Origin of the sequence: Nonomuraea sp. NPDC048882, from assembly GCF_040649755.1 — a bacterium.
Taxonomy (GTDB): domain Bacteria; phylum Actinomycetota; class Actinomycetes; order Streptosporangiales; family Streptosporangiaceae; genus Nonomuraea; species Nonomuraea maheshkhaliensis.
Map to the genome: position 1 here is coordinate 54,139 of NZ_JBEZGB010000022.1, position 13,156 is coordinate 67,294.

The 13,156-nt window shown below is 72.5% G+C and carries 15 protein-coding genes; 6 read left to right on the forward strand and 9 right to left on the reverse strand.

Annotated features, from left to right (window positions below; all coding sequences use genetic code 11):
- Window positions 1–22: 22 nt before the first annotated feature.
- Genes AB0C27_RS47845 through AB0C27_RS47885 form a run of 9 tightly spaced genes read right to left on the reverse strand, consistent with a single transcriptional unit; the run spans window position 23 to window position 6,786 of the window.
- Window positions 23–166 carry a hypothetical protein gene (locus AB0C27_RS47845; RefSeq protein WP_357860058.1) on the reverse strand — a complete coding sequence of 48 codons (144 nt, stop codon included), beginning with the start codon at window positions 164–166 and terminating at the stop codon, window positions 23–25.
- Window positions 153–623 carry a hypothetical protein gene (locus tag AB0C27_RS47850; protein ID WP_357860061.1) on the reverse strand — a complete coding sequence of 157 codons (471 nt, stop codon included), beginning with the start codon at window positions 621–623 and terminating at the stop codon, window positions 153–155. Before AB0C27_RS47850 ends, AB0C27_RS47845 begins: the two co-directional genes overlap by 14 nt.
- Window positions 616–1,107: a hypothetical protein gene (locus AB0C27_RS47855; RefSeq protein WP_357860064.1), complete on the reverse strand. Its 492-nt coding sequence runs from the start codon at window positions 1,105–1,107 to the stop codon at window positions 616–618. The genes AB0C27_RS47850 and AB0C27_RS47855 overlap by 8 nt, the downstream gene beginning before the upstream one ends.
- Entirely contained in the window at window positions 1,098–1,418 is a 321-nt protein-coding gene (locus AB0C27_RS47860) for a hypothetical protein (RefSeq protein ID WP_357860066.1), read from the reverse strand. Before AB0C27_RS47860 ends, AB0C27_RS47855 begins: the two co-directional genes overlap by 10 nt.
- Entirely contained in the window at window positions 1,415–1,837 is a 423-nt protein-coding gene (locus AB0C27_RS47865; RefSeq protein WP_357860068.1) for a hypothetical protein, read from the reverse strand. The genes AB0C27_RS47860 and AB0C27_RS47865 overlap by 4 nt, the downstream gene beginning before the upstream one ends.
- On the reverse strand, window positions 1,834–3,009 hold the full coding sequence (gene mtnK, locus AB0C27_RS47870; protein ID WP_357860071.1) for an S-methyl-5-thioribose kinase: 1,176 nt from the start codon (window positions 3,007–3,009) through the stop codon (window positions 1,834–1,836). Before mtnK ends, AB0C27_RS47865 begins: the two co-directional genes overlap by 4 nt.
- Complete coding sequence (locus AB0C27_RS47875; RefSeq protein WP_357860074.1) at window positions 3,006–4,031, reverse strand: ABC transporter permease; 1,026 nt, start codon at window positions 4,029–4,031, stop codon at window positions 3,006–3,008. The genes mtnK and AB0C27_RS47875 overlap by 4 nt, the downstream gene beginning before the upstream one ends.
- Window positions 4,028–5,707 (reverse strand): sugar ABC transporter ATP-binding protein, encoded by a 1,680-nt coding sequence (locus AB0C27_RS47880; RefSeq protein ID WP_357860077.1) that lies wholly within the window; start codon window positions 5,705–5,707, stop codon window positions 4,028–4,030. Before AB0C27_RS47880 ends, AB0C27_RS47875 begins: the two co-directional genes overlap by 4 nt.
- Entirely contained in the window at window positions 5,704–6,786 is a 1,083-nt protein-coding gene (locus AB0C27_RS47885) for a sugar ABC transporter substrate-binding protein (RefSeq protein WP_357860080.1), read from the reverse strand. The genes AB0C27_RS47880 and AB0C27_RS47885 overlap by 4 nt, the downstream gene beginning before the upstream one ends.
- A 49-nt stretch (window positions 6,787–6,835) precedes the next feature.
- Here AB0C27_RS47885 and AB0C27_RS47890 point away from each other — a divergent pair, with 49 nt between their 5' ends.
- The 6 genes from AB0C27_RS47890 (at window position 6,836) to AB0C27_RS47915 (ending at window position 13,072) form a co-directional block, all read left to right on the forward strand.
- Window positions 6,836–7,426: a cupin domain-containing protein gene (locus AB0C27_RS47890; protein WP_357860083.1), complete on the forward strand. Its 591-nt coding sequence runs from the start codon at window positions 6,836–6,838 to the stop codon at window positions 7,424–7,426.
- Between the two features lie 88 nt (window positions 7,427–7,514).
- Window positions 7,515–8,543, forward strand: coding sequence for a hypothetical protein (locus tag AB0C27_RS47895; protein WP_357860086.1), 1,029 nt, complete (start codon window positions 7,515–7,517; stop codon window positions 8,541–8,543).
- A 99-nt stretch (window positions 8,544–8,642) separates the two neighbouring features.
- Complete coding sequence (locus AB0C27_RS47900) at window positions 8,643–9,395, forward strand: ABC transporter ATP-binding protein (protein WP_357860089.1); 753 nt, start codon at window positions 8,643–8,645, stop codon at window positions 9,393–9,395.
- Window positions 9,380–11,212 (forward strand): hypothetical protein, encoded by a 1,833-nt coding sequence (locus tag AB0C27_RS47905; protein WP_357860092.1) that lies wholly within the window; start codon window positions 9,380–9,382, stop codon window positions 11,210–11,212. Before AB0C27_RS47900 ends, AB0C27_RS47905 begins: the two co-directional genes overlap by 16 nt.
- Before the next feature lie 34 nt (window positions 11,213–11,246).
- On the forward strand, window positions 11,247–12,455 hold the full coding sequence (locus AB0C27_RS47910) for a sensor histidine kinase (RefSeq protein ID WP_357860094.1): 1,209 nt from the start codon (window positions 11,247–11,249) through the stop codon (window positions 12,453–12,455).
- Complete coding sequence (locus AB0C27_RS47915; protein ID WP_357860097.1) at window positions 12,452–13,072, forward strand: response regulator transcription factor; 621 nt, start codon at window positions 12,452–12,454, stop codon at window positions 13,070–13,072. Before AB0C27_RS47910 ends, AB0C27_RS47915 begins: the two co-directional genes overlap by 4 nt.
- Window positions 13,073–13,156 lie beyond the last annotated feature (84 nt).

Below are 13,156 nucleotides of genomic sequence, written 5' to 3' on the forward strand. Positions count from 1 at the left end.
GGCTCGTCCTGAGGGGGCGAGGTCACTCGTCCCCCGCCTCGTCCTGAGCGGCGTCCCGCTCCTTCTTCAACTCCTCCGCCACGCCCTTCGCCCAGGCCAGGCGCTCCTCCTCCGGCAGGTCGAAGTAGCCGTCCGGCAGCGCGGCGCGGATCTTACGCCTCCTCAAGAAAGCCACCGGCGCCTCCCGTCCCGATGTATTCGCGGGTCCTCACATCGTAGACGGCGATCTGGTCGGTCTCCCTGGCCAGCTTGATCGCCGTCTTCCTGCGGGGGATGTTCATCGACGGTTCGAGCCACACCTTCCCGTCCTCGATCCAGCAGCCGAGGTAGATGTTCTTCCGGTTCTCGAAGACGTCCCTGTTGTCGCGGAGGTAACGGTCGATGGCTCGGGCCGCGACGTCCGGATCGTCCAGGATGCTCTCGGGGAACTGGGCCGTACGACCGGTCGTGGCCACCATGTACCCCCTGGCCGGGGGCCGGCCGGTGGCCGGGGACCAGGAGAAGCCGCCGCTGCGCCGGGCGTCCCTGACGAGGCCGCCGAGCGGGACGGGCCTGGCGCCGCGGAAGAACCTGGCGGCCCGGCGGGTGATGAACCCGGCCGCGCCCGGAGGCACCCTACGCAACCAGCACCCGCGATGCCTGGTTCGTCGACAGGTTCATCAGTGCTCCCGTGAGCTGCTTGAACGCCGGGATCGCGAGCAGCGAGCCGCCCGACGTGACCGGCGCCGCCGCGACCGCGAGCCGGATCCTGACCAGCAGCGCGACGAGCTGCACGAACAGGGCGATCTTCAGCGCGAGTACCAGCGCGGCGCAGATCACCAGGCAGACGGCGACGACCCGCGCGCCGGTCACGCCTTCCGCGACGGCCGTGCGCGGCGCCTCCTCCCCGTTCCAGGTGGTCAGGAACGCTTCCACGGCCTCTCCCGCGTTGCCGCGCCGAACGGCCTCGGCGACGCCGTCGGCCCGTCCGGTGCTGCCGGCGAGCCGGCCGCCGAACCCGGCCCAGGCGGTGGCCAGCCGGTGCAGCGACTCCTCGTCCACCTCAGGCCAGAGGTAGCCGAGCTCGTTGAGCAGGGCGGACAGCGGTAAGGGCAGGGTCAGGCCCATGGCGTGGCCGCCCTGATCGCGGCGGCGGTGTCCGCTTCGGCGCTCCGGTACGAGGCCGCCATGGAGGCGAGCCCTTCGCCGTGCCCGCCCAGCGCCGTGACGGCGGAGGCGATCGAGCCGGCCGCGAGCTCGTGGATCGTCTCGTACGCGGCGGCGATCATGGCGCTGATGTCGTCGTTGCGGGGGATCGTCCCCTCGGCGGAGACGGCGGCGAGCAGGTCGTCGAGCGCGCCGCTCACGTCCCCTGCGACGCCGCCCAGGTCCGTGCCCGCGTTGTGCAGCACGGTCGCGCGAATTTCCGATCCGATCATCCGTCGATCCGCCTTTCGAGTTGCCTGAGCAGGTCGGTGATGGTGCCGGCGAACTGGCCGAACCGGTCGGCGGAGAAGTCCTGCAGCTCACGCAGCTCCGCCGAGAGCGCGTCCAGATCGGCGGCCGAGCCGGCCCGCGCCTCGCCGGTCGCGCCCTCGATCGCCTCGTTCACGGTGCGCAGGATCAGTGCGGACAGCTCGGCCGACTCCAGCCGCCTGGCCCGGGGGTTCAGGTCGAGCGAGCGTAGGTGGACGCCGTGCTCGGACACGACCGCGGTCGCGCGGACCAGGCCGTCGCGCTCCTTGGCCTCGTACGCGACCGTGACCGGGTCGGGCGGCACGGCCCTGGCCGCGTCCACGGCGTGCCTGGCCGCCTCGATGAGGCGGTCGAAGTCCTCCGCGCCGAGATCAGCGCTCATCGGCTCGTCTCCGCCAGCACCTGCCCCACCCGCTCGAACAGCGGTTTCGGCTCGCCCCGAGGCCCCGGCGCGGTCAGCAGCAGCCCGGCCGCGGCCAGCACGGCGCGGATGGCGCGCACGCGCTGGTCTTCGGGCAGGGACTCGATGTCGCTGACCGCGGAGAAGCCGATGACGCGCCTGGCCGCCTTGGCCGCGGCGAACGGCACCGCGTCCGCGTACACCTTGGCCAGGTAGGTGCCGAGGTCGATGATGCGCGGGTCGGCCCGGCCCGGCCACAGCCGGGCGAACTCCTCGGCGAAGCCCCGCCAGGTCTCCTCCGCCTGAGCCAGCACCCACGCGGCGTGCGCGTCGTCGCCCAGGACGACGGCGCGGGCGGCGGCCAGCACGTAGTTGCCCCACAGCGCCCCGATGTCGAAGCCGACCGGGCCGTAGAAGGCGAACTCGACGTCGAACGCCCGCGCGGAGCCGTCCCGGACGAGCACGGAGCCGGTGTGCAGGTCGCCGTGGATCAGCGCCTCGGCGTGGGTGAGGAACACGAGCTTGGCCGCGCCGATCGCGGCCCGCACGTCCGGGTCGTTCGCGTACGCCGCCACGTCCGCCTCGTTCGCGGGCAGGATCCGGTTGTGCGGATGGGTGAGGTACGGCTCGGTGAAGACCAGGTCCTCGGTGATCTCGCACAGCTCGGGGTTGGCGGCGCCGGCCAGCGCCGCCTTGTGCTCCTTCGCGCCCAGGCCGAACACCGAGGTGCCGAACGCGACCTGCGCCACGTAGCGCCCGAGGTCGGCGGCCACGCCGTCGTGACGCAGCCCCTCGTTGAGCGCGCCGCGCCAGACCCGGTGGTCCGACAGGTCCTCGATGGCGATGACGTGCCGGTCGGGGTCGTCGTCGTAGATCCGCGGCACCAGGCCGGGCGCGACCCGGTTGTGCACGCGCAGCGCCCGGCCCTCGATGCCGTTGCGTTCAGGGGTGATGGGCCAGGTGGGATCGACGCGGACGTACGGGAGCGCCTGCTTGAGCACCAGCCCGCCACGCTCGGCCACGGCCGCGAACACCCGGTTCATGTTGCCGTCGCCCACCTCGCGCACCCGCGACACCGCGCCGAAACGGGCCAGCGCCGGCCGCGCCGCGACGTAGCCGGCGACGGTGCCGGCCGTGAGGAGCTCGTAGCTCATCTGATCCTCCTGAGCGTGTAACTGGTCACCAGCGCGCCGGCCAGCAGCGCGCCCTGGACGAAGGTCTGGGCGTAGTAGGGGGCGTTCAGCATGGTCAGCCCGTTGATCACGACGCCGATGAACAGCGCGCCCACCACGGTCCCCAGCGCGTTGGGCCGGTTGGCGCCGAGCACCGCGAACCCGATCAGCGCCGCCGCCACGGACTGCAGCAGGTACGGGTCCCCCGCGCCCACGTCGCCGCGGCCGAGCCTGGCCGACAGCAGGATCCCGGCCACGGCCGCGCACACCCCCGACACGGCGTAGGCCAGCGCTCGGTAGCGGGCGACGCGGATCCCCGCCAGGCGCGCGGCCTCGGGGTTGCCACCGATCGCGTACAGGGCCCGGCCCCAGCGGGTGTGGTTGAGCAGCACGTACACGAGGGCCGCGAGCAGCGCGAACACCACGACCGGAACCGGCACCGAGGCGATCGTGCCGCCGCCCAGCCAGGCGAACCCCTCGGTGTAGCGGCCGGGGGCGGGCGCGCCGTCCACGGTCATGCCGGGGGCGACCGACTGTCCGCCCGTGACGATCAGCGCCAGGCCCTGGAAGAGGAAGAGCGTCCCGAGGGTGGCGACCAGGTCGGGCACCTTGGCGACGACGGCGAGCAGCACGTTGACGGCGGCCACGAGCAGGCCTGTGAGCAGGCCGGCCAGCACGGCCGTGGCGCCGGTGAGGTTGAACCTGACCATGGTCAGGGCGGTCACCATGACGACGGCGCCGACGCAGGCGCCGGCCGACAGGTCGAAGCCGCCGGTCGTCATGGAGACGGTGACGCCGAGCGCGACGATCCCGACCACGGCGACGGACTGCAGCACGATCAGGGCGTTGGGGTAGGTGGCGAAGGCGGGGCGGAGCAGGGCGAACACGACGAGCATGACGGCCAGCACGCCGAGCAGCCCGTACCGGTAGGCGACGGCGGCGGCCCTGGATGCGGCCCGCCGGGAGGCCGTGGCGGCGACGGGATTCGCGTCGGTGACGGTCATGCGCTGCCTCCTTGAGGTGAGCGGGACGGTTGCCCGGGCGCGGGGGCCGCGACCGGTTCCTCGCGGGCGCCGGACGCGGAGGGCGTGTCGGTGGACGTCGCGCCGGACATGGGTGGCGTGCCGGACACAGACGGTCGCCCGGGTGCGGGCGGCGTGCCCGACATGAGGGTGGCCAGGCGTTCCGGGGTGGCCTGTTCGATCGGCAGCTCGCCGACGACGGAGCCCTCGAACAGGACGAGGACCCGATCGGCCAGGCCGTACAGCTCCTGCGGGTCTGAGGTGGCGACGACGACGGCCGACTCCCCGGCACGCTCGCGCACGACGCGGCCGATGTCCGCCCTGGCGGCCACGTCCACGCCGCGGTAGGGCTCGTCGAGCAGCAGCAGCCGCGGCTCGCCCGCCAGCCAGCGGCCCACCACCACCTTCTGCTGGTTGCCGCCGGACAACGCCTCGATGGGCGCGTCAGGTCCGGGGCCGCGTACGCCGAACAGGTCGATGACGTGCCGGGCGGCGGCCGTCTCCGACCGCCGGACCAGCAACCAGGACCGGCTGTGCCGACGCAGCCAGGGCAGGGTGACGTGCGCCCGTACGGACCAGCCCGGCACGATGGCCTGCGCCGCCCGCTCCTCGGGCGCGAACGCCACCCCGCTGCCGATGGCCGCACGCGGGTCCTTCGGCCGGTACGGCTCCCCGTCGAGCAGCAACCGCCCCGACACCAGCGGCCGGGCGCCGCCGAGCTGTTCGAGCAGCTCGCTCTTCCCGGCTCCGACCAGCCCGGTCACTCCCAGCACCTCGCCGGCGCGCACCCGCAGCGTGAACGGCCGCCCCCGGGGAACGGCCCGCACCCCCTCGGCGACCAGCACCTCCCGCCCCACGGCCGGGCCCGCTGCGGCCGGGCCGGCTCCGGCGGCCGAGGTGGCTGCGGCGGGCGGGGTGGCTGCGGCGGGCGGGGTGGTCGTCGCCTGGGGCGAGCCGAGCATGGCGGTCACGATCGACTCGCGGGACACGGGTGCAGGGAACAGCGCGGCCAGTTCGCCGTTCCGCAGCACCGCCACCCGATCGCACAGCGCCTCGATCTCCGGCAGCCGGTGCGACACGTACAGCACCGACACCCCCCTCGCCGCCGTCTCCCTCACCCGGACGGCGAGCGCCGCGGCCTCCACCTCCGACAGCGTCGAGGTCGGCTCGTCCAGGATCAGCAGGCGCGCCCGGCGGGCCAGGGCGCGGGCGATGACGATCTGCTGCCTGGCGCTGGCGGGCAGGCTCTCCACCGGGGCGTCCAGCGGCAGCCCCAGACCGGGCGCCAGCGTGGACGCGGCGGCGCGTACTCGCGCGCGGGTCAGGAACCAGCCGCCGCCGGCCCGCGCGTCCAGGGTCAGGTTCTCCGCCACGCTCGCGCCCGGGATCACTCCGTCGTCGATGTTCTGGTGCACGGTCTGCACCCCGGCGGCCTGCGCGTCGAGCGGTCCTGCGAAGGTCAGGGGCCGTCCCTCGTAGGACAGCGTCCCCGACGTCGGGGGTGTGGCCCCGGAAAGGATCTTGATGAGGGTGGACTTCCCGGCACCGTTCGTACCGATGAGTCCGAGGATCTCCCCCGGCCGCAGCTCCAGCGTGATCGACGACAGCGCCTTCGTGGCGCCGTACACCTTGGAGACGGACGTGACCGCGAAGGTCACGACGCCGCCCAGGGCACACGTGCCACGTCGGGGGTCGTGAGCGCGGGGAAGGCCCGCGTGAGCTGCTCCACGCTGGTGATCCCGGCGTCCCGCAGGCCCTGCTGGGTGATGAGGGACGGCGGGACGGAGAGCGCGTGATCGACGTCCTCCCCCGCGACGAGCAGGACGGCGGCGCGGACCGCGACGCGGCCGACGTTGGCCGGGTCGGTGGCCGAGGTGGCCACCCACGGGCTGCCCGGCTCGGTCATGACGCCGATGTCGGCGGTGGAGACGTCCGCGCCGTAGATCTTGATCCGGTCCGCCAGGCCGAGCTCCTTGACGGCCAGCGCGGCGCCCTTGGCGAACTCGTCGTACGGCGCGAAGATCGCCTTGATCCCCGGGTTGGCCTGCAGCGCGGCCTTGGCCTGGTCGGCGACCGCCGAGGCGGTGGAGCTGTTGACCACGCCGATCCTGGCCACCTGCTTGATGCCGGGATTGTCCTTCTTGAACTGCTCCCAGGTCTCGTTGCGCCGGTCCAGCGGGGCGAAGCCGGCGACGTAGACGTAGAGGACCTCGCCGGAGCCGCCGGTGCCGGCCTTCAGCGCGCCCAGCGCCTGCTCGGCGATCTGGTGGTCGTCCTGCGTCAGGGCCACGGCCTGCGGGGATCCGGGGTCGACGTCGAACGCGACGAGCGGGATCTTCGCCGCCACCGCCTTCTTGACGGCGGGCTGCAGGGTCTGGGCGAATCCGTGGTCCACGATGATCGCGTCGGACTTCGCCGTGACCGCCTGCTCCAGGTTCAGCGCCTGCTTGTCGTTGTTGCCGTCGCCGCTGGAGACGTCGAGCCGCACGTTGAGCGCCTTGGCCTCCGCCTGCGCGCCGGCCAGCCACTGCTCGAAGTAGTCGCCCGACGAGAGCTGCCGTACCAGGGCGATCCTGACGTTCCCGCCGGCGAACTTCGCGGGCGGGGAGACGGAGGGAGCGGCAGCGGAGGTAGAGGCGGGCGCGGACACGGACGGGGCGGAGGCGGCGGGTGCGCCCTGCGAGCAGCCGGCCAGGACGAGCAGGGCGACGACGCCCAGGAGACGTGCGGGTTTCACACGCGGACTATATCCCACAATCCCCCCATGTATTGTAGGATTCATGGTCATGACGTACCTGACCGTGTACAGCGACACCGACCAGCCGGAAACCCTGCTGGAGACCGAGGACCCCGCGGAGATCGAGGCGACGCTCAAGGACATCGACGTCGTCTTGCGCCACTGGCAGGTCGTCGAGGATCTGCCGGGCGACGCGGGCCAGGAGGAGATCCTCGCGGCCTACCGGGCGGAGGTCGACCGTGTCATCGCCGAGGAGGGCTACACGTTCGTCGACGTCGCGCAGCTCCACCCCGACGGCGGCGCGGACTGGCCGGAACGGGCCGCGGCGGCCCGGCAGAAGTTCCTGGCCGAGCACACCCACGACGACGACGAGGTCCGCTACTTCGTCTCCGGCTCGGGCATCTTCTACCTGCACGTCAACGGCAGGGTGCACGCGGTCCTGTGCGAGGCGGGCGACCTGCTGAGCGTGCCGAAGAACACCACGCACTGGTTCGACATGGGCACCAGCCCGGCCTTCACCGCCATCCGCTTCTTCCACGACGACGACGGCTGGATCGGCGACTTCACCGGCAGCCCCATCGCCGAGCGCATCCCGGACTTCGACACCATCGCGGCCACCCGCGCGGCCAGAACGGCCTGAGCCCGCCCGGAGGCGCACGTTCGGGTGCGAAGCGGCCCCTATCCGGCGGTAGGCGCTAGGCTCCCCGGCGTTGATCCGGAGGTGATCCGTGCGTGCGACCCGAGGTGCCGTGCTCGTCCTGACCGTCGCCGTACTCGTCGGCTGCAGCAAATCGACACGTCCACCGGCGACAGCCGCCCCGTTCCGGGTCGAGGTCAAGGCGGTTGAGCGCCACTCCGCGCTCACCGCGATGAAGATGGTGATCACGACCACCGGCGACCAGCCGGCCTCCGGAGATTTCGGATATGACGGCCTGCGCGGGCAGAGCGTGAGCTTCGGCAGGTTCCGGCTGCTGGACCCGGTCGCGGGGAAGGTGTACCTCACGCTGCGGGAGAAGGACGCCAACGGGCTCGCGTTCGGCACCCGGCATCCCGTGACGCAGGGAATCCTGCCCGACGAGTTCCGGCCGGGGGTGCGCTACCCGGTCGAGGTGTACTCCCCGCCGCTGCCCGCCGACGTGGGGCGCGTGTCGCTGGTGCCCGACCTGCCGATGGCGCCGATGACGGGCCTTCCGGTCATCCCGGGCGCGAGCGGGCCCGTCGCCAAGGAGCGCGTCTCTGACAAGGCCACCGCGATCCTCGACGACCCGTACGCGAGACCCGCGAGAGGGCCGACCCCGCCAAGCCGCCGATCAGCGTCGTGGGGCACACCGACAGCAAGGGCGACGACGCCTACAACCAGAACGGCGGGTTCGCTCGGCTGGCAGCGCGGGGAGGACCGGCTGCGCGTGGACTTCCATCTCTTCTACCGCGACGGCGCCTACCGGGTCGCCTCCTTCGACGTCGTCTCGGACGGCGCCCAGCGGCTCATCCCCGTGCCCGCCCCCTTCAACGGCTGGGACAGCGCCTTCTCCTCGGGAGCCGATTTCGGCGCGTTCATGCTGGTCGACCCGGCGACGAAGACGCGTTGTCACCCGCTGAAGATGTACACCGAGTTCGTCGAGAACTGGGTGCCCGCGCTCGATCACGGCATGACCGGGCGAGGCTACGTCTATTACCCGGCGCCCGCCGACAACGTCTCCTCCGTCACGCTGGAGGCGGAGAACCTGGGCCAGGTCGGGAACATCCTGATCACCTGACCGTGCTCCGGCATCAACCGATCGGTTGATGCCGGAATCCACCATCCCGCTCTCCGCCCGGACGATCCGCCGCCCCCGTCCCCGGGCGATTCTCGAACCATGCCCGCTCTCCGTACCACCGGACTTCGAAAAGTCTTCGGCGACCACGTCGCCGCCGACGACATCGACCTCACCGTTCCGGCTGGATCCTGCTACGGCCTGGTCGGCCCCAACGGCGCCGGCAAGACCACGACCCTGGCCATGTCCGTCGGCCTGCTCCGCCCCGACGCCGGCCGCGCCGAGATCTTCGGCGTGGACGTCTGGCGCGACCCCGTCCAGGCCAAGGGCCTGATCGGCGTGCTGCCCGACGGCAACGCCATGCCGGAACGGCTCACCGGCCGCGAGGTGCTCACCTACCTCGGCCTGCTGCGCGGCCTGCCCGCCGCCGTCGTCGCCGAGCGCGTGGAAGAACTCCTGTACGTCCTCGAACTCGACTCCGCCGAGCGGACGCTGGTCATCGAGTACTCCACCGGCATGCGCAAGAAGATCGGCCTGGCCGTCGCCCTCCTGCACGCGCCCCGGCTGCTCGTCCTGGACGAGCCCTTCGAGGCAGTCGATCCCGTCTCCGGGGCCACGATCAGGACGATCCTGCGCAGGTTCGTCGCCGAGGGCGGCTCCGTGATCATCTCCAGCCACGTCATGCCGCTCGTCGAGCAGCTCTGCGACCACGTGGGCGTCATCTCCGGCGGGCGCGTGGTGGCCGCCGGGCCGCTGGCCGACGTACGCGGCGTCGCCACCCTGGAGGAGACCTTCGTCGACCTGGTCGGCGCCCGCCCGCGAGCGACGGAGGGGCTGGCATGGCTCACGTCCTGACCCCACCGCTGACCCCGGGCCCCGCCGTCCTGGCCCGGCACCTGATCCGCATGCGGCTCACGCTCATGCGCAACTCCCTGCGCGGCGACAACGCCTCCAACCTCTACATCGGCGGCGCGGTCGGGCTGACCCTGGCCCTGGGGACGATCGCCGTCGCCGTCCTGTGGCCCGCCTACCTGCCGCTCTGCCTGGCCGGATGGCTCTGCGGCTGGGTCTTCGGCCCCATCCTCATGGGAGGTGGCAGTGAGGCGCTGCGCCCCGAGTACTTCGCCATGCTCCCGATCGCGCCGAGCCGGATGGCGGCGGCGCTGCTCGCCGGCGCCTTCGCGGGCCCCGCTCCCGCGATCACCCTCATCGCCCTGCTGTCCCTGCCCGTCCACGGCTGGCGGTACGGCCTCGCCGGAGTGCTCATCGGCCTGGTGGCGGCCGTCACCACGTTCGTCACCATGGTGATGATCTCCCGGGTCATCGTGGCGGCCATCGGCCTGTTCGTCAGGTCCCGGGTCACCGCGGCGGCGGTCGGCGTCGTGACCGGCGCCGCCATCGCTCTGTGCGGCAACGGCTGGGCGCCTCTCGTGGCCCTGGGCGGCGCCGACAGCGCGGCCTGGTCCGAGGTCATCGTCCGTGTGCTGCCCTCCGGATGGGGGTTGGCCGCCATCGAAGCCCCCTGGCTCCTTGCCGTCGCCATCCTCGCCGCGGGCGCCGGGGTGATCGCCCTGCTCCTGGCCGCCTGGGCGTGTCTGCTGTCGCGGCGCGTCGTCTCGGCCGCCCGCGGCGGTGTGCCGCCGCGCCGGGGCACGCCCCGCCCCTTCCCCGCCGCCGGCGGCGCCCGCGCCGTCGCCGCCAGGGAACTGCGCACCTGGTGGCGCGACCTCGTCCGCATCCAGCTGCTCGTCACCGCCTTGACCTACGCCGTCGTCACCCCGCTCCTGCTCGTCACCATCGGCAGCTGGATCGTGGTGCCCTTCACGGGACTCATCGCGATCGTGGTGGCCGCCGCGGCCTCGGCCAACCTCTACGGCGCCGACGGGACCGCGCTCTGGCTCACCCTGATGACCCCTGGGGCGGAACGCGCGGACGTACGGGGCCGCCAGCTCGCCTGGTTGCTCGTCGTCGGCCCGCCCGCCGTCGTGCTCTCCCTGGCCGGGAGCCTGGTCAGCGGCGAGAGCTGGGCCTGGCCCTGGATGCTCGCCCTGCTCCCCGCGCTCCTCGGCGGTGGCGCCGGGGTCATCGTCCTGATCGCCGTCACCTCGCTCGTCCCCGGCACCGACCCGCACAAGCGCGGCGGCAACCCGCTGAGCACCGGCGCCGACGAGAGCGCCGAGACCGGTCTCGCCTGGCTCGTGCTCGTCACCGTCCCCGCCACCGCCCTGCCCGCGGCCGGCGCCGTGCTGCTCGACCCCTGGGCCGGCCTTGCCACCGGGCTGCTGACCGGCGCGCTGAGCGCCTGGGGGCTCGGCGAGATCGCCTGCCGCAGGCTGGAGAAGGACGGAATCGAGCTGCTCAACCTCATGAAGCACGGACCGGCGCCCAAGCCCGGCAAGCCGGTCATCGCCGATCTTCCCCTCCGCCACCGCGTCGGCGTCTCGATCTGCCACGCCATCGCCTGGCTCCCCCTGATCCCGCAGGGACTCGTGCCGATGGTCATGAAGATCTTCGGGTTCGAGAACCCCGTGTGGTTCCTCGCCCTTCACCTCCCGCCGATCTGGCAGTGGCCGATGATCATCTTCATGATCGCCCTTGGACTGCTCATGTACGGATACGCCTTCCTGATCCCCATGCGCCTAAGCTCGACCTCACCGGCCACCACCCGGTGAGACCCGTCCGCGCCCGAGAGGAGGGGGCCCTCGGATGAACGACCTCTTCCCGCCCTCCACCTGGGAACGACGCTTCGTCGTCGCCATCGAGATCGTCCCCTACGTCACCCTCGCTGCCTCGCTGGTCATCAGTCTGGCCACACCCGTCCAGCCCGCGGGCGGGATCCCGCGCACCCTCGCGCTCACCGGCCTGGCCCTCGCCTGGCTGATCGGCTCACGCACCCTGCTCCCCGCCGCGATGCGCGGGCGCAGGGCCGCCGTCGCCGTGCACTTCGCCGGCATGCTGGTCACCGCCGCCCTGCTGACCGCCCACGACCCCATCTTCATCATCTACTGCACGTCGGGCTTCTTCCTCGCCGCCAACTTCGCTCCGTCGAAGTGGACCTTCGCCGCCGTCGCCGCCACCTCCGTCGTGCTGTACCAGTCGACGATCGACTGGGCCCAGGCCACCGTTCAGCTCATCGCCTTCCACCTGGCGATCGTCGCCGTGCAGACCGTCGCCATCGGCGGCGGCCACATCGCCGGCGTCAAGATCGAGGAGCGGCAGCGCAAATACCGCAAGGTGGTCAGCGACCTCCAGGCCGCCCTGGAGGAGAACGCCGACCTGCACGCCCAGCTCCTCACCCAGGCCCACCAGGCCGGCATCCTCGACGAACGCCAGCGCATGGCCCGCGAGATCCACGACACCCTCGCCCAGGGCCTCACCGGCATCATCACCCAGTTACGCGCCGCCCAGCGCGTCGAGGACGCCGGCACCCACGTCGAGCTCGCGCTCGATCTCGCCCAGGACAGCCTCACCGAGGCCCGCCGCTCCGTCGCCGCCCTCCAGCCCCACCAGTTGGAGGACGCCCACCTGCCGGAAGCCATGACCGTGCTGGCCCGCAACTGGGCCCAGACCACCAGTGTCGATCTCCACGTCGAGGTGACCGGCGACCGCGTGCCGCTCAGCCCCGCCATCGAGGTCACCCTCTTCCGCGTCGCGCAGGAGGCCCTCGCCAACGTCGCCAAACACGCGGGCGCCACCCGGGCCGGCCTCACCCTGTCCTACACCGGCTCCGTCGTCCTGCTCGACATCCGCGACAACGGCACCGGCTTCCGCGACCCCGGCGGTAAAGGATTCGGGCTCAGCAGCATGAGACAACGCCTGCGCGGCGTCGGCGGCTCGCTGGAGATCGAGAGCACGCCCGGAGAGGGCACCGCCGTCAGCGCCACCGTCCCCGCGCTCCAAGGAGACCCGCAGTGATCCGTCTCCTCATCGTCGACGATCACCCCATCGTCCGTAACGGTCTGCGTGCCGCGTTCGAGGCCGAGCCTGACATCCACGTCGCCGGCGAGGCCGCCAACGGCCGCGAGGGCGTCGATCGCGCCGCCGCGCTGGAGGTCGACGTCGTCCTCATGGACCTGCGCATGCCCGAGATGGACGGCGTCAGCGCCATCACCGCGCTGCGCCGCTCCCATCCGCACATCAAGATCCTCGTCCTGACCACCTTCGACGGCGACTCCGACGTCCTGCCCGCGATCGAGGCCGGCGCCACCGGCTACCTGCTCAAGGACGCCCCCACCGACGAGCTCCTGCGCGCCGTCCGCGCCGCGGCCGCCGGTGAGCCGGTGCTGTCGCCGTCGGTCGCGGGCCGGCTGATGGGCCAGGTGCGCAAGCCGGTCAGGGCGCCCCTCACCGACCGCGAGCTGCAGGTCCTGGCTCTGGTCGCCGACGGCGCGTCCAACCGCCAGGCGGCCGCCAAGCTCTTCATCAGCGAGGCCAGCATCAAGACTCACCTGCTGCACATCTACGACAAACTCGGCGTCCGCGACCGCGCCGCCGCCGTCGGCGAGGCGTACCGGCGAGGTCTGCTCAGCTAGCCGACCGGCCGGCCACCGCGAAGACCTGCCGGATCGACGACCTGCCGCCATGGAGACCTGCCGTCGTGCGGACCAACGACCGTC

Coding starts and splice junctions, on each gene's coding strand:
- AB0C27_RS47855 (WP_357860064.1), bottom strand. CDS start 1,107: ATGGGCCTGACCCTGCCCTTACCGCTGTCCGCCCTGCTCAACGAGCTC.
- AB0C27_RS47860 (WP_357860066.1), bottom strand. CDS start 1,418: ATGATCGGATCGGAAATTCGCGCGACCGTGCTGCACAACGCGGGCACG.
- AB0C27_RS47865 (WP_357860068.1), bottom strand. CDS start 1,837: ATGAGCGCTGATCTCGGCGCGGAGGACTTCGACCGCCTCATCGAGGCG.
- mtnK (WP_357860071.1), bottom strand. CDS start 3,009: ATGAGCTACGAGCTCCTCACGGCCGGCACCGTCGCCGGCTACGTCGCG.
- AB0C27_RS47875 (WP_357860074.1), bottom strand. CDS start 4,031: ATGACCGTCACCGACGCGAATCCCGTCGCCGCCACGGCCTCCCGGCGG.
- AB0C27_RS47890 (WP_357860083.1), top strand. CDS start 6,836: ATGACGTACCTGACCGTGTACAGCGACACCGACCAGCCGGAAACCCTG.
- AB0C27_RS47900 (WP_357860089.1), top strand. CDS start 8,643: ATGCCCGCTCTCCGTACCACCGGACTTCGAAAAGTCTTCGGCGACCAC.
- AB0C27_RS47905 (WP_357860092.1), top strand. CDS start 9,380: ATGGCTCACGTCCTGACCCCACCGCTGACCCCGGGCCCCGCCGTCCTG.
- AB0C27_RS47910 (WP_357860094.1), top strand. CDS start 11,247: ATGAACGACCTCTTCCCGCCCTCCACCTGGGAACGACGCTTCGTCGTC.